We start from the raw sequence: 25,511 nt of genomic DNA, 5'->3' as shown, positions 1-25,511 counted from the left end.
CTACTTTCGAGCTTTGGATCCACCTGCTCGTCGAAGCTTCGGAGTAACCCGAGGATCACGACGACGAGTAGCAGGATCAGAATATCTCCACATAGTCATACCAGCATCACTACGCGCAAAGGACGCGACAACGCCGATGGCCAGCGCGGTGAACAGGAACGATGATCCACCATAGGACACAAGAGGCAGTGGGACACCAATAACCGGGCCGAGCTGAGTAACCGAGGCAATATTCACGAGAGCCTGGAAGCCGATCCACGTTGCCACACCGGCAGCAACGATAGCGACAAACGGGTCGGACGTTGAACGAACCAGTCGGAACATTCCCCACACCAACAAAGCAAGAGCCGTAAGCACTGCCAACGTACCCATCAACCCGAACTCCTCACCAACGATGGCGAAAATAAAGTCCGTGTGTGCCGCCTGCAGATAATTCCATTTCTCACGCGAGGCCCCCGGACCCAGTCCAGAAACACCACCGGAGCCAAAAGCCCACAGCGAATGATCAATCTGTTCGGGGGCAGACAAATCACGCTTGGGAGCAAAACCCGGAAGAACAACCAAGATTCGACGAAGACGCGTCGGGTTCTGAATGACCAAGAACACCAAAAGCGGAACAGCTAGGACGAACGCGTATCCGAACCAGCGCTTCGGCAAACCAGCAATCCACAATGCTCCCATGGCGGCGGCCGTCACAATCATTGACGTACCCAAGTCATGACCCAGCATGACGTCGATCAGCGTGACAACCACGGGGAGCCCCGCAAGAACACTCATCTGACGCCAGTTTGAAAAATCCCTATTCGGTCCGGTCAAAATGAAAGCAAGAAAGACGATCAAAGCGAGTTTCAAGAACTCTGACGGCTGAACAAGGACGGGAATACCGGGAAAATACACCCAGTTCGCGTTGCCGCCTTCAGAACGGCCAAGAGGGGTAATGACCATCGCCTGAACAATCAATCCCAGCCCGAAAGCATGGGGAGCAAAACGGACAAAAATATGGCGAGGGATCTTATGAACAACGAAGGCAATGATCAGGGCGATGACAATGATGACACTGGGACGCAAATACGCCATGTACGGGTTGGCGCCCTTGGCGATTGATGTCACCGATTGAGCTGAAAAGCCCATCATCAAACCAAAAATAGTCAGAACCACCGTGGGGACGATAATCATGTAGTACGTCGTCAGTGGTTGAATCTCATAGTGTTCATCATCCGCACCAAAAACAAAACGCGGAAGACGACGGATCACACTATCAATGGCGCTCTTGATCTTCGCCATCTACTTGGCACTCCACTGGTCACGCAAACGTTCAACAGCGTTCACAAACACGTCGCCACGCTGACCGTAGTTATCAAACTGATCCCATGACGCACAGGCCGGAGCAAGAACAACAAAATCACCGGGGCGTGAAAGAGCGACAGCCTCATTGACGACGGAGAACATCCAATCCTCATGGCCACCGACGTCAACGACCGGAACATTGGGTGCGCTCGCACGGAAAGCCTTGAGTAGGTCCGAACGGTCTTCGCCGATGATCACCGCACCGCGCAGAACCGGCTCAACGTCGCGAATAAGGTCGGTAAAGTCCTGTCCCTTTGCGTCCCCGCCAACGATCCAGACAACCGAGTGAGGAGGAAGCCCATAGAGGGATGCTTTGGCAGCGTGGGCGTTCGTCGCTTTCGAATCATCGATCCACGTGACATCAGCGACTTGCCCGACAACAGCTCTGCGATGTCCTGCTGGAGAAAAAACGCGCAGGCCATCACGAACCGCATGCGGACGCACACCGTATGCGCGTCCAAGTGCTGCCGCGCCAAGAGCATCCATCACAACAGCCGGGGAAAGACTCTCCCCATAGACCGTGCTCAAATCGCTCAAATCACCCAGGTGGGCAGCTTCACGGTGCCGGTTTTCAACGTAGGCGCGGTCAACAAGCGCACCTTCAACGATGCCCAGTTGCGACACCGAAGGCGAGCCCAGCGTGATCCCAATGGCACGCGCCCCTTCCACAACGTCTGCGTTTTCAACCATCGCTTCAACCACTCGGTCATTGGCCGGGTAGATGCAGGCAACCTGAGTGTTCTCGTATACGCGCGCCTTATCGGCAACATATGCTTCTTCGCTTCCATGCCAATCCAGGTGGTCAGCATCCACATTCAAGCACAAGGACGCCAAAGGCGAAATCGTGTAGGAGGTATGGAGTTGGAAGCTGGAGAGTTCAACAGCGAAGACGCTGGCATCTGAGTCGATTGCTTCGGTGATGGGGGTGCCAATATTGCCAACCTCAAGAACGTCGTCACCGTTGGCCCGAAGAATTGACGCAAGCATGCCCACAGTCGTTGTCTTGCCGTTCGTGCCCGTCACAGTCAGCCAGGGGCGACCAGCATGAGGGCCTTGCTCTTGAAGACGCCACGCCAATTCAACTTCACCCCAGATCGGGATCCCGGCAGCTTGAGCGCGTTCAAAGATAGGGGCGTGCGCAGGAATTCCTGGAGACACGATGATCGTGTCAACACCAGCGTCAATAACGGCGCAGGCGAGATCCCCAGCATCGGGAACAACATGAACGTCAATACCTAATTCGTCTGTGGGAGTACCGGAACGCTGGTCGAAAGCAAGAACCTCGTACCCGCGCTTCAACAGAGCTTTTGCTGCTGCTTTGCCCGATTTGCCCAGGCCGATGACGGCGTAACGATCACTCACAGCGTTGTCACCCAGTCAGCGTAGAAAATGCCCGCACCGGCCACTGCAAACAACGCGGCAATCAGCCAGAAGCGAATCACGATCGTGATTTCCTGCCAGCCTTTTAACTCGAAGTGGTGGTGCAACGGTGCCATGCGGAAGACACGCTTATGCGTTGCCTTAAAGACCGAAATCTGGATGACGTCGGACATCACGATGACAACGAAGAGTCCACCAATCACGATTGCGATGAACTCGGTGTTCGTCAGAATCGACAGGCCAGCGACCGCACCACCGAGTGCCAGCGCGCCCGTATCCCCCATGAAGATCTGAGCGGGCGAAGCGTTCCACCAGAGGAAGCCAGCAAGCGAACCGATGATCGCGGCGCAGAAAACTGCAAGGTCCAGAGGATCACGCGTCGGATAGCAGAGAGTTGTCGCCTGCCCCTGCGGGAAGCAGGATTGAATCTTCTGGAAGTAGGCGATAAACGTGTATGCGCCGAAAACGAAAATGGAACAGCCCGTGGCAAGGCCATCGAGGCCGTCGGTTAGATTCACCGCGTTTGACCAGGCGGTCACAATCAGGTTCGTCCAGATCAAATACAGGACAACCCCCAATCCGAGGCCAGCAAACCCGAGCGTGATGGGTGACAGGTGAATGAAGGACAGGTGAAGCGTACCCGGCGTTGTCCCATAGGCATTGGGGCGGGTCAGTGACATCCACGCGAAAACTGCGGCAACCGTGATCTGACCGATAATTTTCCCGGTCGGATGCAGACCAAGGGAGCGCTGACGCATGATCTTGATGCCGTCATCCAAAAGGCCAATAAAGCCAAGACCTGCGAAGAGAACAACCAGAGTCCATCCGGACCACGAGGGTCCGGATCCTGCGATCGACGCCCCAATCACCCACGCGATAATGGTTGCCAGAATGAAAACCAGACCACCCATTGTGGGTGTACCGCGCTTCGTCAAGTGCTGGGTCGGTCCGTCCTGACGGATGAACTGCCCGTACTGGTGAGCGATCAGGAATCGGATCAGCAAAGGGGTTCCCAACAGGGAAATCACCAGTGCAATGACGAAGGCGACAATAAGGCCAATCATCGCTGGACTCCCTTCTCGCGGAGTTGGTCCGCTACCTTCCACGAATATGAGAACAAGGATCCCTTCACAAGAATCACACAATCGTCTTTCAGTTTCGCACAAACAGCCGTGACAGCCTCATCAACACTACCGACGTGTTCCGCATCGATGGTGTCACCAGCACCCTCGGCGTAATAGGGACCGTCTTGACCCAACAGAATCAGCGACTCGACTCCGGCATCTTTCGCCATCAGACCAACCTGGCGGTGAATGTCAGCAGACTCGTCGCCGAGTTCAAGCATTTCGGAAAGAACAGCGATCTTCGTATGCCCCTCACCGATCGAAGTGAGCGTAGCGAAAGCGGCTCTCATGGAATCGAGGTTCGCATTGTAGGCATCGTCAATCATCGTGACTTTCATACTGTCAATGCTTAATTCAACGACATCCATTCGGTGCGGAGACAGCGCCCGAGCCTCGTTGATCGCACGAATCGCTTGATCGAGTTCAAGACCAAGCTGTACCGCGCCAGCGATGGCGGCCAGTGCGTTCGCCACGTGGTGCACGCCAACGATATTCAGATTCACGAGGCCACGACCACCGGGGGCTTCAAGCGTGAAGTGTGCGTGGCCAAGGTGGTCAACGTCCACGTCGAGAGCACGGAAATCGGCTCCCTCTTTGCCTGATGGCGAGAACGTCGTAATCGGACCTGTCGACAGTTTCGTCATATTCATGACGCGCGGATCGTCGTAGTTCAAGACCACCGGAGCACCGGGGCGCGAACCTGTAATCAGCTCCCCCTTCGCCTTTTCAATCCCGTCGACTCCCCCGAAGCCACCCAGGTGAGCGTGACCAACCATCAGTTCAATGGCAACATCCGGCGACGCAATATCTGTCAAATACTTGATGTGTCCGATGCCAGACGCACCCATTTCAAGAACCAGATGGCGGGTTGTTTCATCAGCTTGAAGAACCGTCAGAGGAAGTCCAACCTCGTTGTTGAACGAGAGCTGAGGGGCAACGCTGGGAGCATCAGTACTCATAATCTGGAAAAGCAGATCCTTCGTTGTCGTCTTCCCAGCCGAGCCGGTCATCGCGATAACATCCAGCCCAAAACGCTCACGCAAGTCTTCAAGGTGAGCATGGGCAAGGCGACCCAAAGCGTAGGTCGAATCCTCGACAATAATCTGCGCAATGGACGAGGGAACATCAACGAGGTGTTCAACGATCAGTGCAACCGCACCATTGTCAACGGCCTGTTTGACGTAGTCATGCCCGTCGGTGGCCTCGCCGATTCGTGCGACATACGCTGAACCAGCTGACGCCAAGCGCGAATCTGTAACAACACGGTTCATCACAACCTGACGGTCAGCACCGTTCAGGGTTCCTGCAACTGCTTCAGCAATCCACCCAGCTAACCTGTACATGCTATTTCCTCTACGATTCATACGACTTCACTTCATCGTCTCAGTTAGTCGGCGTCGTCGGGAACAGCGTTGCCGGCGTCGTCGAAGCTGGAATACCTAGATTACGCACTGACGCTTGCGCGACCTCACCGAACAGTGGCGCCGAGGAATCAGAGGAAATGTAGGCAACTTTAGGATTGTAAAGAACAACAGAGATAGCAAGCCGAGGCGCTTCAACGGGAAGCAGGCCGGCGGTCGTCGACACAATGCCATGCTGACCGTTGACGACGATATCTGCCGTACCGGTTTTCACACCGACGCGATACCCATCAACCTTCGCAGCCCCTGCAGTACCCAGATGATCTTCAACGACGGACTCCATCATCAGCATCAGATTCTGCGCCGTATCAGCTTTCATGGCCTGCGTTGGCTTGGGCTCTTCGGGGGTTTCAACGGTCCCGTCAGCGTTCGTCCACGACTTGACCAATCGGGGAGGAATGTGGACTCCACCGTTCGCGATTGTGGCCATGAACGAGGTCTCTTGGAGCGGTGAAACCGAATAGGACTGGCCGAACATCGACACATACTGATCACGGCCCGCCCACTCGCTTGGAGGACGAAGAATACCTGTCGTTTCGCCAGCAAGCTCCACGCCCGTCAGGTCACCAAAGCCAACGGCTTTCATCATGTCGTAGCGCTGTTCATTCGACAGAGTCTGACCAACCAGAACGGTGCCAGTATTCGACGATTCAGCCAAAATACCCGTCGCAGTGAGAGTTTCACCATCGTGCTCGTGGAAGTCTGTAATCGGACCACCCGCATCGGGAAGATCCAAAGAATAGGGCACATTAAAGACCGACGTGGGAGTGATCGTCCCCGCATCCAACGCGGCCGCGAACGTCACCACCTTGCCCACCGAACCAGGTTCGACCGTATACTGCACCGAAGCCACAGGCTGAGGATTCGCGTTATCTGGGATAGTCGACTCAGAGTCCGCCATCACCAAAATTTCACCGGTCGTCACATCTTCAACGACAACGGTGCCCCATTCGGCCTTGTGATGCTCCACGCGAGCATCCAGCATGTCCTGAACAAGATGCTGCAAGTCAGCATGCAACGTCAGTTGCAGGGAACCACCGTCAACAGGCTCAACCGTTGTCTTCTTCGCGCCAGGAATAATCGCACCATTCGGAGCAATCTCATACTGCTGCGAGCCAGGCGTGCCCGTCAGCAACGTATTGAACTGCGATTCCATGCCCGACGAGCCAACGCCTTCAGCATTGACCGTACCAATCACCGGAGCAGCAACATTCCCATTGGGGAACGTCCGTTCGTAGGTGGCTTCCCACTCAATGCCGTAAATATCCAGAGCACGAATCTCTCGATACGTCACCGCATCAACATTGCGCTTCACATACGTGTAGGTCGAGTCACCCAAAAACAAGCCGCCAAGCTCAGCTTCACTCATGTGCAGAAGCGGAGCCAGCTGGCGGGCGGCCTCGACCGGGCCTCGTCCCACAACCTTCGTCTTTTCAACCCCGTTTTCCTTCGTCGTTTCTGAGTGAACATAAGAACGCAAGTTGATCTGATTAACGGCAATGTCGTAGGTCAGAATCGAGTCCGCGAGGATCGTGCCCGTCGCGTCGGTAATTGAGCCTCGTTTAGCGGCAATGCCCGTCTGCGACGTACGAACGGCCTCGCCTTCGGTTGCAAGCATGGGCGCCTTGATGATCTGTAAATCGACTAAGCGGATCGCACAGGCCATCAGGCCGAAGAAGAAAATGATGAGGATGGCAAGAGATCGCCCAAAACGCTGAGTCATACGATCTCCTGTCAGTGTCCGGCCGTTCCGCCTTCAATGGTGCCAGCTCCAAGATTAATGAAGCCAGTCCGACCACCTTTCACCATTCCCTGAGCGGTGGCAGCTTTCTCAAGTTCGGAAGCCGATGCTGCCTTTTCAATTTGGGCTTGCATCGACCACGCCTGAGCTTCAAGCTCATTCAGCTCAATCTGCTGAGTACGGATTTCGAACGCCGTTTGAGCCATGCGAGTGTGAAGAACCATCGAAGCAAGAACCGTCGCAATGATCACGACGATAGAGACGATTCCCAACATCAGAAGCGAGCGGGTGGGCTTGCTCCCCTCGACAACTCGGAACTCCCTTCTTAGTTCAAACTCGTGACGTTCCGGACGGGAAACCGGGCGCCGGGAAGCTGCAGCACTGCTCATGAGAGTTCCTTCCATTCACGAACAAGCTGGGCGCCACGCAGACGCACAGATGCGGATCGAGGGTTATGTGCGCGTTCGGCTTCATCAGCTTGGTGCACTTTGCGAGTGAGGAGTTCGACGCTCGGTGCCATCGAATCTGGAATAACTGGAAGACCTTGGGGAACATCCACCGTAGACGCACGTCGGAACAGGTCCTTGACGATGCGGTCTTCAAGCGACTGGTAGGACTCAACAACCAAACGGCCACCGATGCGCAGGCTGGCAAAGCACGCAGGCAAAGCACGTTCGAGAATATTGAGTTCGTCGTTCACTGCGATGCGAAGGGCCTGGAAAGTGCGCTTCGAAGGGTTTCCGCCTCTACGACGCGCAGCAGCAGGAATGGATGCGCGAACGATGTCAGCAAGCTGCCCCGTGCGGGTCAGAGGTTGCGTTTCACGCGTTTCCACGATGCGACGCGCAATTCGAGAGGCAAAGCGTTCTTCACCGTATACGCGCAAGATCTGTGCGATCTCTTGAGCAGTTGCACTGACCAGAAGTTCGGCAGCGCTCTGCCCCCTAGTCGGATCCATTCGCATATCGAGCGGAGCGTCAGCAGAGTAGGAGAAACCACGTTCCGCTTCGTCGAGCTGAAAGCTGGAAACCCCTAGGTCCATCAGGATCGCATCAGCTTTTCCTGCCGGAGCATATGTCGCAACGACCTCGTCGACGTGGTCGTAGGTCGTGTGAACCGCGGTGAAACGATCTGCGAACGGCGCAAGACGCTCGGAAGCAAGCGAAATTGCTTGAGGATCACGATCGATACCGATCAGGTGAATGTTCGGGAATCGCTTGAGGGCAGCTTCGGAGTGACCTCCCATTCCCAGGGTGCAATCAACGAGAACAGCACCATCGTCAGTGAGGGCAGGAGACATCATGCCCATGCATTCGTCCAGGAGGACGGGAATATGACGCTCGGACGTTTGCTTGGTGAGCTCCATGTCGCCCCCTTTCCTGCAGATGATGTGAGTGCTTTTCATCCCTCTTGGTCCCCCACCGATCTCCGACATCGGGGAAGTGAAGTCGGGGCCTCGGGTGGAGACCAAAAGGGACGAACTAGAACATTCCTGGGAAGATCTCTTCGTTCGTATCCGAGAACGCGTCGTCTTCGACGGTGAGGACTTCCTCCCACGCTTCGGAATTCCAGATTTCAGCGTGATCACCTACACCGATGACGGTGAGCTGACGGCCGAGTCCGGCGTAGCTACGCAGTTCTGCAGGGAGGGATATACGACCCTGTCGATCTGGAGCTTCTTGGAACGCACTCGCCATAAAAACGCGTCGCCAGTTTCGAACCTGCTTCGACGAGGTCGGCGCAGAAATGATCGACTGCGCGCGCTCATTGAAGGTTTCAACCGGGTAGACGTAAATGCAACGGTCCTGTCCCTTTGTGAGAACAAGTTGCTCACCCATGTCTTCACGGATTTTTGCAGGCAGAAAAACACGTCCCTTGTCGTCGAGTTTCGGCTCGAACGTACCAGTGAACATGTCTCACCACCTTTCCTTGGTTCCCACTTCCACCACTTTACCCCACACCTATTACTTTTAGTACCATTTAGAGGCAGCTTCGAACACTTTCTCTTCTTAAAAAGTCTGATTTTCTGCGAGAAAATATCTAGTGGTGAAAAGTGGGGCACATTTTTAGTTCTAGCCGATTATTCCTGCACGAGCCCCTCTCCGCCCGCTACTCCTGCATCTGAGAGTGAGAGGACGAGACCTGCCACATCACAAGCTCCTCGGCTAGAAAAGGCAGGATCCTCATCCCCAATCGCACCACCACATCACCCACCGCACCCAACGCGACAAAACCGAGCTTTTAGACCCACATTCGTCGCACCAAGTGCACCCGGGAACAGAAAAGACTCAGCCAGGCACCGACATCTAGAAGACACGAAGAGATGACACAACAGAAAAGCCCATGACCGTAGGACATGGGCTTTTCTTTACGTTTTTCGAGGCGAGGTGGAAGACGATCTCTTTAAAAATCGCGACGACGCTTTCGTTCTTCCCACCGCTGTTCTTGGTCCTCGATAAAACGCGACCACGAACCGAGGTTTCGTCGCTGTTCTTCAGGTGTAAGCGGAGCGGCTTTCTTTTCGGGCGAAGAGATCGCATACCAGACGCCACCAACCATGATGGCAAAACCGATCACGCCCATCACGATGGAAATACCTGAGTATCCAAGGGAAACTGCGCCAACCAGGACACTCAGACCTGCGATAAAAACGAAAATTCCAAGAGCGATGCGTCGGATTGAAAGCCGCAAAGCTGGAGCTTCTTCTTCCTGCTCCATTTGACGGGCAAGACGTGGCTCGTCACGACGGAACTCCTGTTCCATCTCTTCTAGTACTTGTTTTTCATAGTCAGATAGAGCCACGACGCATCCTTTTCCGCTATCCGTTAGTGACGAGTCTAACGGGTTGGGGGCGCAGATTGCGATTCGTGCCCGCTGACCTGCGGTAACAAAGTTGCTGGCCGTAGAGCATCCCTGCCAAATTTCCCCTGAATCTGGTCCATTGCTCGCTCCGAAGCCAACGGTTTTCCATCATCGTCAAGAGCTATCGCAACGCCAGCCGATCGCGGTTGAAGGACTTCAACCTTCACGCCCGCCAAACGAATCCCAGATGCCGGCATCACCTCTTTTGCGAAGAGCTCGCTTGCAGCCGCGTAGATTTGTCGTCCCACATCTGTCGGAGCGTGTAGCTTCACAGATCGAGCGATCGTGTGGAACGAGGCGTCCCTCAGTTTCAGCCCGATCCCCCATGCGACCATGTCGGCTCTGCGCAAACGCGCCGCACATTCGTGAGACGCCTGTAGCAGGAAGGCCTCCAGCTCACTCCTATCGTGAATATCAGACTCAAACGTTCGTTCGGTACTCATGGACTTTACTTCGCGACCACCGCGAACGGGACGCGGGTCGATGCCCCAGGCAAGATTGTGCAGGTGGCGCGCGCTTGCAAGGCCCACAAGTCGCGTCAGGAACGTCATGTCCAGGTTCGCGAGATCACCGATTGTGTCAACGCCAGCGAGAGCAAGCCTCTCCCCCGTTTTTCCGCCCACTCCCCAGAGTGCTCCAACGGGGAGCCCGTGCAGGAATGGGACCGTTTGATCGCGAGGAATCAGCAGTAGCCCGTCAGGTTTTGCGTTTGACGAGGCAATTTTTGCCACCGACTTTGTGGCTGCGATTCCAACCGATGCGGGTAAACCGACTTCGGCATGGATGCGGGATCGAATCAGATTTCCAATCTCGGTTGGTGACCCGAGGCGCCGACGCGACCCTGACACATCAAGGAATGCCTCATCAATACTCACTTGCTGTAAGACGGGAGTGATTTCCGACAGGATCGCCATCACTTTGTGTGAGTATTCGGAATACACGCCCCTACCAGAGAACACAAAAGTCGCTTCCGGGCACAGCGCATGTGCGCGAGCACTCGGCATTCCGGCTCGCACACCGCGAGCGCGGACCTCGTACGTGGCGCTGGTGACGACCCCTCGTCCGCCGAGATGCCCGACGATGATTGGCCGGCCTCGTAAATCTGGATTTTCCGCGATCTCTACTTGGGCGAAAAACGAGTCCATGTCGACGTGCAGGATGGGAGTCTGGGAATCGTCGTCACCCCAGAACTTTCGGGCACGCCCGTCGCGGGGAGCGTTCGACATTGCTCCTCCTTCAGTGCGAGCGCGGTCGACTCTGCTTTCGTTCACTGACTACAGTGTGACGCGTGAGCCGAAAAACTGCGCGCGGAAGCGAATTCTTTGAGATCCCCTCTGGGAGGGTTGAGATCCGTTGGGATGGTGCGCTTGCGACGCTGTATTTGAACGGTATCGAGTCATCGTGCACGAATGTGGACGATCCGACCAGCCTCGAGTTTGAGTACATGCAGCATGCGACGTGCGCTCTCGATTGCGTGATTGACGAGGCCGCCCCAGTCCGCGCGCTCCACCTTGGTGGCGCGGGATGTACTCTGCCACTCGCCTGGTCTTACCTTCGTCCGAAGTCGAAGCAGACCGCTGTCGAGATCGATCCGGATCTTCCCGATTTGGCGCGACGTGTGTTTGATCTGCCGAAATCTCCGGCACTATCGATACGTATTGGAGACGGGCGGGAAGTGATGAGCTCGTTCCGCGATTCCACATTCAACGTCATCGTGCGCGACACCTTCGCTAACGGCCAGGTTCCAGCGCATCTTGCGACTCTCGAGTGCGCGAAGATTGCGCGGGAAAAGTTGAAGGACGGCGGACTCTATATCCTCAACAGCGCTCACGGTGGCGACAGTGATGCTCGCGCTGAGATTGCCGCTATTTCCGAGGTTTTCGGCCAGGTGATGAGCATCCAGGATCCGAAGGTGGGGCGAAGCGGTAGGCGTGGCAACATTATCGTCATCGGGTATGTCGGAGCTGACTATCCGGTTGAAGACCTTGACCGCGCACTGAGGCGCCTTCCTCTACCCGCTCGGGTGACGCACGGTGCGAATCTGACGAAGTGGCGTGCAGGCACACCCGCACTGCGCGACGCCGACATCGGATATAAGGAAACTGGCGCGAGCTGAAGCCGAAAAGACACTCAAACGTGGAGCAAAGGCCTAATTCAGATGGCGCCTGTTTCTCCGCTATCCGCCTCTTCGTTTGGATCGGTTTCATCCGTGGTGTGCTCTTCGACATGCAGCGATGCGTCATCCCCGCTATCGGCACGGTGACGAGGAGTCATGGCACGAACGGCCTCTGGATCTGTTGCACGCAGGTGAACACGCTTGAGCGCCGCGGTCAGGGGATCTTCTTCCGCCATTTCTACGCTCTGGTCGTCGACGCTCGACTGATCGTCAGATACTGTTTCACTCTGCGACAAGTTCGCCAAGTAGCGCTCAATGACATCACCAATGTCCTTGTCCTGTTGAGGAGTATGACCCAGCGGAGTCTGAGTACCAAAAGAGTTCAAGGAAAAGGAAGATTCGCCAGGACTCCACGCGTCATAATGCTCTTCAAGGGACGTAATAGTCGCCATGATCTCTGGATTTGCTTCGATCAATTGCTCAATCGTGCCCTGATCCTGAGCTGCTCCTAACTCCAAGTTACCAACCGGCAACGACAGATCAGCAAAATCAGACAGGCTGGATAACAGCGCAGAGGAGCCCGCCGGGTACCCAGACTCTGCCATGTAGAACGGAACCGCAGCAAGAAGAGCAATACCATTCACACCGCGTTCAGCAAGACGACGCTGAACGAAGGAACTTGCCGGTGCAGGGAACTGCAGTGACCCCGCCATCTTCGGCTGAGGCGGAATCAAAGAAGCATCCGTGGCCTGCACGTGAACCGGGGTTGCACGAGTATGTGGAACACTCGAAGGAATGCCATGGAAGGACACGCTGATCTCAACACCAGCTTCCTTCACAAAGTCAGCAACAATGCGCGCAAATGCCTCCCACTTTGCATCCGGTTCAGGACCGTGCAGAAGCAAAATCGGGTTCCCCAAGTCATCGCGAACTCTGTCGATTGCGATTTCATGAGTCACCATTTCTTCGCTGACCCAATCACGGACCGTCATGATCGGACGATGAGAGCGGTAGTCCAAGAACTGATCGGAATCAAAAGTCGCAACACGTTCGTTCGGCAGGGCGCGAAGCATTTCAGCAACTGCCATACGACCGGCTCCGCCAGCATCCATGCTTCCGTAGAAGTGCATCACTAGGATGCGCGAATGAGTTTCACTGGCCGGCCCTCGCTCGAAAAGAAGGGCATCATTCGGTTTCATTACGTTCACATGCCCTTTCATTTCTGTTCTGTCCAATGCCATGCTCGTCAATTCAACTCGACGAACAATTCGTACTATCAACGCTACTCGGAAACAGGCCGGAGCGCCCGACGGGCCCACTGATATTCGCCTTGGGCGAATAGTCGGCCTCGTGAATCTATCTCCCCTGCGTCGCAGATCGCGGACAGTTGCACCTGGTCGCAGTTTTTCAGGCACAATAGATGGTCGCTATCTTGTCCATTCCTCGAAAGTACGCGCATGACTGACTCATCGACTTCTGCTTCGCCGGCGTCCATACCGGAGCAACGCCATGTCGACGCCGCGTATGCAAGGGTGGATGAGCTTCGAAAAAAGTACCGTGACCAGCAGGCGCGAACGCACGCAATCCACGGCGCAGGAAATCCTCAGGCCTGGACAGAACGCGAGGCACTCTCGGCTCACCTTGGTGATATGGCAGCACGCCTCGAGGCCGTTGAAGACCGCCTTGTATTCGGTCGCCTCGACATGGCTGACGGCGACCACCACCACATTGGTCGCGTTGCCCTATCGACCGCCGACGGCGAGCACCTCCTGATCGACTGGCGAGCTCCCGTGGCGATGCCCTTCTATCAAGCGACTGCCGTCGACCCAAAGGGTGTCGTGCGAAGGCGCCACATTACAACTCACGGGCGCACCGTCGTCGCGCTTGAGGATGAACTGCTGGATTCGTCGCGAGCTGAAGGTATGGATCTTCAAGGCGAAGGCGCGTTGATGAGCGCCCTTGATAAGGCTCGCGATGGTCGCATGGGTGATATTGTCGCGACAATTCAGTCCGAACAGGATGCAATCATTCGCGCTCCTCGCGACGGCGCGATCGTCGTCCAAGGCGGTCCGGGAACCGGTAAAACAGCTGTCGCCCTGCACCGCATTGCCTACCTGCTGTATGCCGAACGTGAGCGCTTAGAGCGTTCTGGTGTTCTTTTGGTCGGGCCGTCGCGCATTTTCTTGCGATACATCGAACAGGTACTTCCCTCACTGGGTGAAACTGGCGTCGTTTCGACGACCATGGGCGACCTGTTGCCCGGCGTAGACGCACGTGGAACGGAGCCACTGGGCGTTGCCCAAGCGAAAGGTCATATTGGCTGGACGCAGCTACTGAAGCAAGCGGTCAAAATGTTGCCACGCGAATTATCGGCACCGACCACGTTGCAGGTGTGGAGTCGCACGGTGACACTGACGCCGGATGACGTGTCGAAAGCGATCCGCCATGCACGGCATACGCGTCGCACTCACAATCAGGCGCGCGAAGGTTTTGCTCTGGAGCTGATGGAGGTTCTGGCAGAGCGCCTAGCCTCCGACGCCTCGTCGGCCGGTGGAGTGCTTGATTCCAACGAGGATAAAACAGAGTGGATCAGCGAAATCCGCGACTCCATTGATGCGCGTCGCGCGATCAATCTTGCGTGGATGCCAACGTCCGCCAAGACTCTTCTTCGTCGCCTCTATGCGCGTCCCCAACTGTTGGCGCATATTAACGATCGAGCAGGCCGCCCCGTTTTACCCCGCCTGTTGCCACTCGTTGAGCGTCATAGTGCTGAGTGGACCGATGCCGATATTCCCCTGTTAGACGAGCTCGAAGAATTGCTTGGACCGATGCCCACATCGCGCATCGAATCCTCAGAATCAGAAAGTGCTGCAATTGAACGCGCACGAGCTGCGATCGAAGGCCAGGGGCTTGGCGGAGGCATCGTGAATGCTGAGCAGCTTGCCGAGTCCACATTGTCTCAGCGAATGTGGACTCCCCTTGCTGAGCAGGCAGCCAACGATCGCAAGTGGGCATACGGCCATATTGTCGTTGACGAAGCTCAGGATCTCTCCCCGATGGCGTGGCGTAGTTTGTTGCGTCGTTGTCCGTCGCGGTCGTTCACGATTGTTGGTGATTTGGATCAGCGACGCGGATCGAAGCGTCCGAAGACGTGGGTTGAAGCCTTGGGGCCGGCAAGCAGAGCCTACAGCGATGAGTTTGTTCTGACGGTGTCCTACCGTACTCCGGCGACATTGACCGCCATCGCTGAGGCCGTGATGGCACGCGCAGGTAAGCCTGTTATTCACCCGATGAGCGCGGTCCGCGACGTTGAGGACTGCTACCGCGTCGTGACTGTTGAAGCAGATACGGATATGGTCGCACGCGAGGATTCGCCGGCGTGGGCGGCAGCAATTCAGGCGGCATCGCAGGCGTGTGAGCGACTTGATGCCACTTCGGGTGAAGGAAGCGGCAGGGTCGCGATTCTGGTTTCAGATTCACGAGGCCACGCATGGAATGCCGATTCCACAGGTGAGAGCGCACTTGATTCGCGGATTGCTTTGCTCAGTGCCTCGAGTTCCAAGGGGCTTGAGTTCGACACCGTTATCGTGGTTGAGCCCGGCGAGATCTTTGCTGAAGGTGTTGGTGACCTGTTCGTCGCCTTGACTCGTGCGACGCATGATTTGGTTGCTATCACTTCGAGCGATCTTCCCAGGGGAATGGATCAGTGGTAAGACGGTTCTATCCGTAGCACGAACACTTTTGCAATCGCTTGGTGTTTTTCTGGCACTATGGTGGCATGACACGCGCACTGTTGCTTGAGAATCCCCATAAGGTTGCTGACGAGGTTTTCGCAAAGAACGAGATTGATGTGTCTCGCCACGCGGGTGCCTTGGACGAAGATGAGCTGATTAAAGCCCTCGAGGGCGTGGAGTACTTGGGTCTTCGCTCGAAGACCCAAGTGACGCGACGCGTTCTCGAAGCCAACCCGCAGATCAAAGCGATTGGCGCTTTCTGCATTGGGACGAACCAGATCGACCTGGAAGCAGCCACCGAGCTGGGCATCTCGGTCTTTAATGCTCCGTATTCGAATACGCGTTCCGTTGTGGAACTGGCAATCGGCGAAATCATTGACCTGTCGCGTCGCGTCACCGTGAAGAATTCTCGCCTCCACCGTGGCATTTGGGACAAGAGCGCTGATGGTGCACACGAGGTTCGCGGTCACACGCTTGGCATTATTGGCTACGGCAATATCGGCACTCAGCTGTCCGTGCTTGCTGAAGCAATGGGCTTGAACGTTATCTTCTACGATATGGCCGAGCGCCTGTCTCTGGGCAACGCCACCCAGATGCCGACGATGGAATCCGTATTGCGCGAAGCGGATATCGTGTCGATCCACGTTGATGGTCAGGAAACAAATTCCAATCTGTTTGGCGCTCGTGAGTTCGCGATGATGAAGCCCGGTGCGCTGTTCATCAATTTGTCGCGAGGTTTTATCGTCGACATTGATGCCCTGCATGATGCGCTGGTGTCGGGTCACTTGGCCGGCGCTGCCGTTGACGTGTTTCCCCAAGAACCGAAGAAGAATGGCGATCCTTTTGATTCACCTTTGATCAAGCTGGATAACGTTATTCTTACTCCACACATCGGTGGTTCAACGGAAGAGGCTCAGTACGATATTGGTCGTTTCGTCGCGGGGAAAATCAGTGACTACCAGGACACCGGCTCAACCGACATGTCGATCAACCTGCCGAACCTCAGCTTGAATGCTTCGCAAGAGTCTCGCTACAGGATTCGTCTGATCCACAAGAACACTCCCGGTGTTCTGGCGAATATCAACCACACCTTTGCCGAGATGGGCGCGAATGTTGGTGGTCAGATTCTGGGAACTGCAGGATCAACCGGCTATGTGCTGACCGACATTTCTTCCGAACTTCCGATCGATGCGATCGAGAAGATTCGCTCGATGAAGGACACTATTCGTCTGATTACGACGACCCTGTAGGAAAAACGCTTATGTGGTCTTTTCTCGGCCTGGTCCCAACTAACCTACGGTATCGTAGGTAGTAAAGAATCGGAGGACAACGTGACTCTTACTGACCAGCTTCGAGCCCAATACGCCCCCGGCGTCCCTGAAACTATTGAGGTGCCGGATCAGACCATTCCTGCGATGGTTGAAGAGGTAGCGAAACGTTATCCGCATCAGATTGCTCTGGACTTCTTCTCGCGCCCAACCACGTACGCGCAACTGATGACGCGCGTACGCAGGGCAGCAACTGTGCTGGCCAATGCAGGAGTTCGCCAGGGGGATCGAGTTGCCCTAGCGATGCCAAACTGTCCTCAGCACGTTGTTGCAATTCTTGCGACGATGCACCTTGGCGCAATCGTGGTTGAGCACAATCCTTTGGCTCCTGACCACGAAATTCACGAGGAGTTTAACCGCCACGGCGCACGCGTTGTCATTGCATGGGAAAAGACCCTGTCGAAGCTGACGTTCCTTGATCGTGCGACCACGGTTTTTGCTGTCAACCTGACGAAGGCTCTTCCCGGTCCGAGCCAGTTGCTTTTGAAGCTTCCGATCAAGTCTGCTCGCACGAAGCGTGACGCTTTGTCGACGCGTCCCCCATCATGGGCTCGTTCGTGGGACCAGGCTGTAGATCAAGCTCCACGCTGGACCACTTCTTGCCCTGCGAGTCCTGACGATCCGGCGCTACTGATTCATACGGGCGGTACGACAGGTGTTCCGAAGGCTGCCTGCATTACACACCGTAATTTGATGGCGAACATTGCCCAGTCGATCGCATGGGTGCCGATCCTGCACGAGAACGCTGAAGTGTTCTACTGCGTTCTTCCCCTGTTCCATGCGTTTGGCTTCACCATTGGCTTGTTGTCGGGCTTGCGTTTGGGTGCCACAATTGCGCTATTTCCGAAATTCGACACAACCATGATTCTGACCAGCCAGAAGCGTCTTCCCTGTACGTTCTTCCTTGGTGTTCCACCAATGTACGAACGTTTGCTGGCTACGGCAGCCACCATGGATGTCGATCTGACGTCGATGACGTTCTCACTTTCGGGCGCTATGCCACTGTCTGCTGATTTGGCATCACGCTGGGAAGAAAAGACTGGCGGGTTGATGATTGAAGGCTATGGCATGACCGAAGCCTCACCGATCCTCCTAGGTTCCCCTCTAGCAAAGAACCGTCGCCCGGGCGCTCTTGGCGTTCCCTATCCGTCCACGCAAATCCGCATTGTCGACCAAGATAATCCGACGAAGGATGTCGAAGACGGTGAAATTGGCGAACTCATTGCACGAGGCCCCCAGGTGTTCTCCGGATACTGGGAGCAGCCGGAGGAAACAGCTGAGATCTTCACCGAAGAGGGCTGGCTTCGTACGGGCGACCTTGTCCAGGTGCGCGACGGCTTCATCTACATGGCCGATCGTCGTAAGGAAATGATTAACGCCTCTGGTTTTAACGTGTACCCCAGCCAGGTTGAGAACGCTGTTCGCTCTATGCCAGGAGTTCGCGACGTAGCGGTTATCGGTATTCCTGCCGGCTCGACCGGCGAAGATGTCGTCGCAGCAATTGTCCTTGAAGCCGGCGCTTCGATCACTCTTGCTGATGTTCGCCAGTGGGCCGAAAAGTCTATTGCTCACTATGCCCTACCACGCCAGCTCGTGGTGATGACGGAGCTTCCTCGCTCCCAGCTTGGAAAGGTCATGCGTAAGCGTGTTCGCGAACAGGTAATGGAGGTCGCCGACTCTGCGACAACTAAAATTCGCCAGTTTACGAATCGAAAGAACGACTAGCTGTCACGGTGACGCCGAAACGTTTAATCACGAGTCGAGTAGAGAATCCAGAATCTCTCGGTTCGATAGCGCCTTCTTCGTCTTGGATGAAGAGTGTGAGCCCGAAGTGGATGCGGAGGCATTGTCTTTATTACGCTCACGCAGGATGCGGATGGCTTCTTCGAAGTCTTCGAGGGTATTAAAGGCTCGATAGACGGAAGCAAAACGAAGGTAGGCGATTTCGTCGAGGTCACGGAGGAAGGGAAGAATCGCTTTTCCAACTTCATCGGAAGAGACGTTTGAAACTCCGGTTAAGCGGAGTTGTTCTTCAACCTGTTGCGCCAGGATTGCGAGATCGTCGTCAGAAACGGGGCGCCCTTGGCATGCTTTCTTCACACCGGAAACAACCTTGTTGCGCGAGAAAGGCTCGACGACACCGGCGCGCTTCACGACTTGGAACGAGGATGTTTCAAGCGTGGTGAAACGCCTCTTACATGATGTGCACGCGCGACGACGACGAATCGAGGCACCATCATCTGCGATGCGGGTATCGACGACTCGTGAATCTGGGTTATGACAGAAAGGGCAATGCACGCCTTTAACGCTACACGGCAAATAAGAAAGACGAAAAAGAAACGCGCATGAGGTGGGGGGACCTGAGTGTTAGTTCAGCGGAAGGATAACCTTCTGCCCCACCTGCAAGCCACCTTCGATGCCATTCAAACGCTGAATATCTGTCACAACATCTTCCAGGTTGCGATCGGTATCAACGCCTTGAGCCAGCGACCAGACCGATTCCCCACCGGTCACAGCATGTTCAATGGTCGGACCTGAATAGACATCGGGAGCCAGGGCGAATCCAGCCAGGCCCGCAACAACGCTGAGAGCGAGCGTCGCACACACGCCACGAACGACATGTCCGATCGACATGGTCGATTGAACCACGACCGATTGGTGGCGACAAGCCGGACGACGACGCGTTGCAGGATCATCTTGACGAAGAACGCCCTTGCGCCGACGAGCGGAAGGAGCAGACTCAATCGAGACCACATCGGCGCCATCAGCCATCCCCTGAACAAGGTGCAGGTGTGGATGAGCGTCGTGGGCAAGAGTAGCACCGGCACATGCATTCATGAGGATCTCCTTCACAACATATCGAACATATGTTCGTCGAACACTTGTACGATAACAGGTCTTCAAACAAAAGTCGAGACTTATTCGAACAAATGTTTCATTTTCGCGTCAGAATCAGATAATCTGACCTAACAAGTGCATCAGCAACCATGTAGAAACCGAATTGCACGCAACCTCACGGAGAACCTCATGACAGACAAAGCAACGCTGACTAGTCGCCAGCGAGAGATCCTTCTTGTCATTCACGAAGAGGTCAGCGCGCACGGTTTTCCTCCCTCTGTCAGAGAGATTGCCCAACGCGCACACCTTGCTTCCCCATCAACCGTGAAGTACCACTTGGACGCACTGGAACGCGCCGGCTACCTCCAACGAGTCCCCGGCTTACCGCGCGCCCTTGAACTCTCCGTAACAGCGAAACAGGAGCTCGGCGTGGACGCGCCAACTCCTCCGGCACCTCAAACAGTCACGAACGTGGTCACCATTGACCTGCCAGCCGGACACGTTGACGAAGACAGTTCGTCAATCCCCCTGGTTGGCCGTATTGCCGCGGGCGCTCCGATCACAGCAGAGCAGTACGTGGAAGATGTTTTCGAGCTACCCACTCGACTTACCGGCCACGGGCAAATGTTCATGCTGGAGGTCAGCGGAGAGTCCATGGTGGACGCTGGCATTCTGGACGGCGACTTCGTCGTTGTTCGTTCCCAATCGAACGCATCCCAGGGAGAAATCGTTGCCGCCATGATCGACGGCGAAGCTACGGTCAAGGTGTTCTCAAAGACAGACGGCCATATTTGGCTCCTGCCATGCAACGAATCCTACGCCCCCATCCCAGGCGATGAAGCCACCATTTTGGGCAAGGTGGTCACCGTCCTGCGTTCCTTGGCATAGTCGCTTCCGGGGCGTAGCCCCGGCCTCGTACCCCTGCTCGCACAGCACACACGTGTGGGGAGCACCCAACGGGCACTCCCCACACTGGACAGATACAGAACTTAGAAGCCCAAGTCCCTTGCCACCTGACGCAGGCGCGTCGCAGAGGCAGTCAGACCATCGCGCTCATTCAGCGTCAACGGCGGATTCAGGACCCTGCCCGCACCCGAACGACCAACGATTGTCGGCGCAGCCATGCAGACATCCGAGATGCCTTCCCAGTCCTCCAGCAGGCTAGAGACGGTAAGAACACGATTTTCGTCTCTAAGGACGGCACTCGCAATATTCGATGCGGCAAGACCAATTGCGTAGTTTGTCGCACCCTTGCCTTCAATGATCTTGTAGGCAGACTCAACAACATCCTGAGCAATGCGTTTACGCAATCCAATATCGAACGGTTTACCCTCCAAGGTTGGCCCCCAGTGCTCAAGGGGAACATTACCAATCTCAGCGGAGGACCACAGTGCAACTTCTGAGTCACCATGTTCACCAGCAATGTAGGCGTGAATATTCTGGGTAGCCACGCCGGTTTCACGCGACACCAGGTAGCGCAAACGCGACGTATCAAGCACAGTGCCAGATCCAAATACCTGATTGCGTGGTAGACCGGTCAGCTTCAGCGCCACATAGGTAACAACATCCACGGGATTCGTGATGAACATGAAGATTGCGTCTGGCGCAACGTTTTGAAGGTTCGGAACAATCTTCTTCATCAGTTCAACAGTTGAACCAGCAAGTTCAAGGCGCGACTGCCCCGGCTTCTGCTTGGCACCAGCGGTCACAATCACAAGGTCAGACCCACGGACGATTTCAACATCATCTGAGCCTTCAACACTGCCACACGGAGTGAATTGAATACCGTGTGCCATGTCGAGAGCTTCGGCTTCAACCTTGGCCTTGTTAATGTCCTGAAGAACGATTGTTCGAGCATCACCGCGCATTGCGCACGCGTAGGCGACTGCCGTGCCAACGGCCCCAGCCCCCACGACAGCGATCTTTGACGGACGACCCGATGACTTCGGGGGATACAAGCTATTCACACGTCCAGGCACGATGCCTTCCTTCCTCGTTGAGTGGTCTCATAGTCTCAAATTTGAATCACATTATCTCGATTTCGCATTGCTTCAAGGTAACTACGTCACCCAATTTCAGGATATTGTTAACAATTAACCTTGGACAAGCGACTTAGGGCCCCTTTCACGACCTCCTGATCGCGTGTGACCCACATTCTCGGCAACGAATTCAGCAGGTATCCACCATAGGACTTCGTGTCCACACGACGATCAAGGATCGCCACCACTCCCCTGTCCGACGCCGATCGAATCAGACGCCCAGCCCCCTGCGCCATCAGAAGCGCGGCATGAGGAAGAGAAACACCCCAAAACCCTCCAATACCACGCGCATCGGCATCCTGGGACAGAGCCTTCGTCACCGGATTATCGGGGTGCGGGAATGGAATGCGGTCGATGACGACCAGTCGACACGAGTCGCCCACAACATCAACACCCTGCCACAACGACAAGGTGCCAACCAAACACGCATCGCGCTCCCTACGGAATCGGTCAACCAGCACGCTCAAGGTTTCATCTCCCTGGCGATACACGGTGAGTTCTGTCCGATCCTTCAGAGCCTCGTACCCCTGATTCGCTGCCTTCCACGAACTGAACAGCGCCAACATTCCCCCATCGGAGGCCTGGGCAAGGGCCACCAATTCATCCGTAGCAGCGTCAGACAACCCACCCGGCCCAGGATCTGGCAAGCCGGAAGCAATATAGAGAATCCCCTGGCGCGCCGGATCGAAAGGGGTGCCCACATCGCGCGACGTCCACGGCTGCTTCGACACCATGAATCCACAATCGCGTGCCATCTGGTCGAAAGAACCACCCAACGTCAGAGTCGCTGAGGTCAAGATTGCCGGCCTACCTGAGAACCCTTTGGACCCAACGGGAAGCGCAACGTCAAGGGGCGCTAGATTCAGCGACATATTCCCCGCGTCATCTTTCGTCACAAAAGTCGCCATCGATGCCGGGTCCTCACTCCATCCGGCGATAAAGTCCCGCAATTCGTCCAGGGACCCGCGCGCAAGTATCTTGTCTGCTTGATCAGCAGATGACGCCTGTAGCTGAGTTCCGAGTTCGCGTGAGACATTATCGAGCAGCGCTAATGCGCCGACAAGCGCCTGTGGACGAGAGCCCATCAGCCCTTCCCCGCACGGGGTCAGAGCGGCAACAAAATCGACTGTAGCCATATCAAGAGCATCAGTTTCAAGCTTCGCGTTGGTTCGAAGCCTGCGTGATACGCGATGAATCATGGCCTGCGATAGCGTCATCGTCGCCTGGCTTCGTACTCTCTCAGCAAGTTCGTGGGCTTCGTCGACAACGACTGGACCAATGTCTTCAAACAGATCGTTCGGCGACGTGCAATGGATGCCAAATAGAGAATGGTTCGTGACCACCAGGTCAGCCTCTCCGGCTGCCTCCCGCGCCTGCTGGGCGAAACAGTCATCAACGTAGGGGCAGGTCTTGCCTAAACACTCACGTTTGGCGACGCTGACATGCCTCCACGCTCGGTCATCAACACCGGGGACCAGATCATCACGATCACCAGTATCGGTTTCCTTCGCCCATTGACGAAGACGCAGAACCTCTTTGCCAAGCGCGGAAGTCGACGAGTGTGCCGACGGGGCATGTGCCGGGTCGAACAGTGTGCCCTCGTCCGGATACCCACCGTTGACACGGTTCAAACACAGATAGTTTGACCAGCCCTTTTGCACAGCGACAGTGGGACGAATACCCGTCACTTTCGCAACTGCGTCTTGGACCGCAGGCGCGTCTTTCGTCAGAATCTGCCTCTGGAGTGCCAAAGTCGCGGTGGTGACGAGGCCGCGCTCGCCAGTTGCAACGCAGTGACTGAGAAGTGGCGCGAGGTAGCCAATCGACTTACCCGTACCGGTGCCCGCCTGGATCAAAATATGACCGTCAGAATTCAGGGCCTCGCTGATATCGGTGACCATTCGTCGCTGGCCATCACGTTGCGTGCCACCCATTGATTCGATCACCGCATCAAGAACCTCGATGGTCTTGCTGGCTTCGGAGTTTCCCGGTCCTACTTCCTCACTCATTCGCCACTGTCCTGGCGAGTATAGGGGGCACCTTCGGTAGCGACCGGTAGCGCCACGTCACGGATGAGCGCTGCAAGGTGCTCATCAACTCGAGCTCGAATGCGCGTTCCTTCGGCAACATATTCTTCGTGATCGACTTCGCCATCCTCGTGGATCTGATGGACCAGGTCGCCACGCGAATATGGGATCACGCAGTCAATCTGAATACGAGGCCTGGGTAGAGCTTCTTCAATGCGATGGCGAAGTTCATCGACTCCAAAGCCCGTGTATCCGGATACTGCTACCGACGACGGGAAGTAGGTGCGAAGCAGTGCTAACTGCTCTGCAGATGCAAGATCGGCTTTGTTCAGCACGATAATTTCGGGGATACCGAGAGCCCCCTCAATTTCACCCAACACCTGGTGGACAGCCTCAACTTGTCCCACCGGATCGGGGTGCGCGGCATCCACAACGTGAACGAGCAGGTCGGCTTCGCCCGCTTCTTCCAAGGTAGAGCGGAATGCTTCAACCAGCTGGGTGGGAAGATTCCGAACAAAACCAACCGTGTCTGACAGCGTGTATTCGCGACCATCCGCTGTCTGGGTCCGACGCACCGTCGGATCAAGGGTGGCGAACAGAGCGTCTTCAACGAGGACCCCTGCGCCCGTCAGTTGGTTGAGCAAAGTGGACTTACCAGCATTCGTGTAGCCAACAATAGCGACGGAAGGGACAGCTCCGCGACGACGCGATAAACGCTGAGTGCGCCGGGCAGGCTCCATCTTTCGTATTTCTTCGCGGAGCTTCGCCATGCGCGTGCGAATGCGACGACGATCCAATTCGATCTTCGTTTCGCCCGGACCTCGTGAACCGATACCCGCACCGCCCGCGACTCGACCACCCGCCTGACGGGACATCGAATCGCCCCAGCCACGAAGACGGGGAAGCAAGTATTCGAGCTGAGCCAACTCGACCTGCGCCTTACCTTCACGCGACTTCGCGTGCTGAGCGAAAATGTCGAGGATGAGAGCGGTGCGATCAACGACCTTTGCGTCGACAACATCTTCCAGTCCGCGTCGCTGGGAAGGGGCCAATTCCTCATCAACAATGACGGTATCGGCTTCAACGGCGCGCACGATCCCCGCGAGCTCTTTCGCTTTACCTGACCCCAGATAGGTGGCAGGATCCGGCTTCACCCGTTTTTGCACGACCGCATCGAGGACCTGAGATCCGGCGGTTTGCGCGAGCGCAGCAAGCTCACGTAGCGAAGTCTCGACTTCTTCTTCGGTCTGCGTCGTCCGCAGACCGACAAGGACAACCTTTTCGAGGCGAACCTGGCGGTATTCGACTTCGGAGATTTCCTCACGATCGTTGGCATAACCCTGGATACGACGGGTACCGGCACGCGCCTCTCGTTCAAGGTCGCCAGCATCTGCGGAGTGATCTTGACCGGCGGTGGATTCCAGCGCCGTGCCTCGACGCGCCAGAATGCGTGCAACAACGTCATTCGCGCGCTGTTGTGCCAATTCGTCGTCAGCCGAGAATCCGGGATTGTCCATTCAGTTCCTTCCGCGTATGTCTGCCCTCTAAGTGTGG

General features: G+C 55.9%; 21 protein-coding genes. 5 read left to right on the top strand and 16 right to left on the bottom strand.

Annotated features, from left to right (window positions below):
- The 10 genes from QP503_RS06770 to dinB form a co-directional block, all read right to left on the bottom strand.
- A complete protein-coding gene (locus QP503_RS06770) occupies positions 1–1,284 on the bottom strand; it encodes an FtsW/RodA/SpoVE family cell cycle protein (RefSeq protein WP_006681683.1) in 1,284 nt (427 codons plus the stop codon).
- Entirely contained in the window at positions 1,285–2,709 is a 1,425-nt protein-coding gene (gene murD, locus QP503_RS06765) for a UDP-N-acetylmuramoyl-L-alanine--D-glutamate ligase (protein ID WP_103633562.1), read from the bottom strand.
- A complete protein-coding gene (gene mraY, locus QP503_RS06760; RefSeq protein ID WP_103633561.1) occupies positions 2,706–3,791 on the bottom strand; it encodes a phospho-N-acetylmuramoyl-pentapeptide-transferase in 1,086 nt (361 codons plus the stop codon). The genes murD and mraY overlap by 4 nt, the downstream gene beginning before the upstream one ends.
- The gene (locus tag QP503_RS06755; RefSeq protein ID WP_006681686.1) at positions 3,788–5,194 is read right to left on the bottom strand and encodes a UDP-N-acetylmuramoyl-tripeptide--D-alanyl-D-alanine ligase; all 1,407 of its coding nucleotides are present in this window, start codon (positions 5,192–5,194) and stop codon (positions 3,788–3,790) included. Before QP503_RS06755 ends, mraY begins: the two co-directional genes overlap by 4 nt.
- 40 nt (positions 5,195–5,234) lie before the next feature.
- Positions 5,235–6,995: a peptidoglycan D,D-transpeptidase FtsI family protein gene (locus QP503_RS06750; RefSeq protein WP_006681687.1), complete on the bottom strand. Its 1,761-nt coding sequence runs from the start codon at positions 6,993–6,995 to the stop codon at positions 5,235–5,237.
- Positions 6,996–7,006: 11 nt separating this feature from the next.
- On the bottom strand, positions 7,007–7,402 hold the full coding sequence (ftsL, locus tag QP503_RS06745; protein ID WP_006681688.1) for a cell division protein FtsL: 396 nt from the start codon (positions 7,400–7,402) through the stop codon (positions 7,007–7,009).
- Entirely contained in the window at positions 7,399–8,379 is a 981-nt protein-coding gene (gene rsmH, locus QP503_RS06740) for a 16S rRNA (cytosine(1402)-N(4))-methyltransferase RsmH (RefSeq protein WP_103633560.1), read from the bottom strand. The genes ftsL and rsmH overlap by 4 nt, the downstream gene beginning before the upstream one ends.
- A 115-nt stretch (positions 8,380–8,494) precedes the next feature.
- The gene (gene mraZ, locus QP503_RS06735; protein WP_006681690.1) at positions 8,495–8,926 is read right to left on the bottom strand and encodes a division/cell wall cluster transcriptional repressor MraZ; all 432 of its coding nucleotides are present in this window, start codon (positions 8,924–8,926) and stop codon (positions 8,495–8,497) included.
- 490 nt (positions 8,927–9,416) lie between these two features.
- On the bottom strand, positions 9,417–9,815 hold the full coding sequence (locus QP503_RS06730) for a DUF3040 domain-containing protein (protein ID WP_006681691.1): 399 nt from the start codon (positions 9,813–9,815) through the stop codon (positions 9,417–9,419).
- Between the two features lie 35 nt (positions 9,816–9,850).
- On the bottom strand, positions 9,851–11,101 hold the full coding sequence (gene dinB, locus QP503_RS06725) for a DNA polymerase IV (RefSeq protein ID WP_103633559.1): 1,251 nt from the start codon (positions 11,099–11,101) through the stop codon (positions 9,851–9,853).
- A gap of 62 nt (positions 11,102–11,163) precedes the next feature.
- On the opposite strand from dinB, the gene QP503_RS06720 reads away from it, so the two are divergent.
- Positions 11,164–11,991 (top strand): spermidine synthase, encoded by an 828-nt coding sequence (locus QP503_RS06720; protein ID WP_103633558.1) that lies wholly within the window; start codon positions 11,164–11,166, stop codon positions 11,989–11,991.
- A gap of 38 nt (positions 11,992–12,029) precedes the next feature.
- Here QP503_RS06720 and QP503_RS06715 read toward each other — a convergent pair whose 3' ends face one another.
- Positions 12,030–13,190, bottom strand: coding sequence for a PAC2 family protein (locus tag QP503_RS06715; RefSeq protein ID WP_285067866.1), 1,161 nt, complete (start codon positions 13,188–13,190; stop codon positions 12,030–12,032).
- 258 nt (positions 13,191–13,448) lie between these two features.
- Between QP503_RS06715 and QP503_RS06710 the strand changes: the two genes are divergently transcribed.
- The 3 genes from QP503_RS06710 (at position 13,449) to QP503_RS06700 (ending at position 18,778) form a co-directional block, all read left to right on the top strand.
- Entirely contained in the window at positions 13,449–15,704 is a 2,256-nt protein-coding gene (locus tag QP503_RS06710) for a HelD family protein (protein WP_103633556.1), read from the top strand.
- 65 nt (positions 15,705–15,769) lie between these two features.
- Positions 15,770–16,975 (top strand): phosphoglycerate dehydrogenase, encoded by a 1,206-nt coding sequence (gene serA, locus QP503_RS06705; protein ID WP_040318683.1) that lies wholly within the window; start codon positions 15,770–15,772, stop codon positions 16,973–16,975.
- Between the two features lie 81 nt (positions 16,976–17,056).
- On the top strand, positions 17,057–18,778 hold the full coding sequence (locus QP503_RS06700; RefSeq protein WP_285067837.1) for an AMP-binding protein: 1,722 nt from the start codon (positions 17,057–17,059) through the stop codon (positions 18,776–18,778).
- A 27-nt stretch (positions 18,779–18,805) separates the two neighbouring features.
- On the opposite strand, the gene nrdR is transcribed toward QP503_RS06700, so the two are convergent.
- Positions 18,806–19,351: a transcriptional regulator NrdR gene (gene nrdR / locus QP503_RS06695; RefSeq protein WP_006681698.1), complete on the bottom strand. Its 546-nt coding sequence runs from the start codon at positions 19,349–19,351 to the stop codon at positions 18,806–18,808.
- Between the two features lie 69 nt (positions 19,352–19,420).
- Positions 19,421–19,891 (bottom strand): LysM peptidoglycan-binding domain-containing protein, encoded by a 471-nt coding sequence (locus QP503_RS06690; protein WP_006681699.1) that lies wholly within the window; start codon positions 19,889–19,891, stop codon positions 19,421–19,423.
- Between the two features lie 189 nt (positions 19,892–20,080).
- Between QP503_RS06690 and lexA the strand changes: the two genes are divergently transcribed.
- Complete coding sequence (gene lexA / locus QP503_RS06685) at positions 20,081–20,779, top strand: transcriptional repressor LexA (protein WP_103633554.1); 699 nt, start codon at positions 20,081–20,083, stop codon at positions 20,777–20,779.
- A 101-nt stretch (positions 20,780–20,880) separates the two neighbouring features.
- Here the strand turns inward: lexA and QP503_RS06680 are convergent, their stop codons facing one another.
- The 3 genes from QP503_RS06680 to hflX all read right to left on the bottom strand — a co-directional run bounded on the left by QP503_RS06680 (position 20,881) and on the right by hflX (position 25,474).
- Complete coding sequence (locus QP503_RS06680) at positions 20,881–21,870, bottom strand: L-lactate dehydrogenase (RefSeq protein ID WP_006681701.1); 990 nt, start codon at positions 21,868–21,870, stop codon at positions 20,881–20,883.
- 107 nt (positions 21,871–21,977) lie between these two features.
- Positions 21,978–23,939, bottom strand: a complete 1,962-nt coding sequence (locus QP503_RS06675; protein ID WP_103633553.1) for an ATP-dependent DNA helicase — start codon at positions 23,937–23,939, stop codon at positions 21,978–21,980.
- Entirely contained in the window at positions 23,936–25,474 is a 1,539-nt protein-coding gene (hflX, locus tag QP503_RS06670) for a GTPase HflX (RefSeq protein ID WP_006681703.1), read from the bottom strand. The genes QP503_RS06675 and hflX overlap by 4 nt, the downstream gene beginning before the upstream one ends.
- Positions 25,475–25,511 lie beyond the last annotated feature (37 nt).

Source organism: Pauljensenia sp. UMB0895 (assembly GCF_030218905.1).
In the GTDB taxonomy this organism is placed as follows: Bacteria; Actinomycetota; Actinomycetes; order Actinomycetales; family Actinomycetaceae; genus Pauljensenia; species Pauljensenia turicensis_A.
This window is presented reverse-complemented; position numbering and strand designations above follow the sequence as displayed.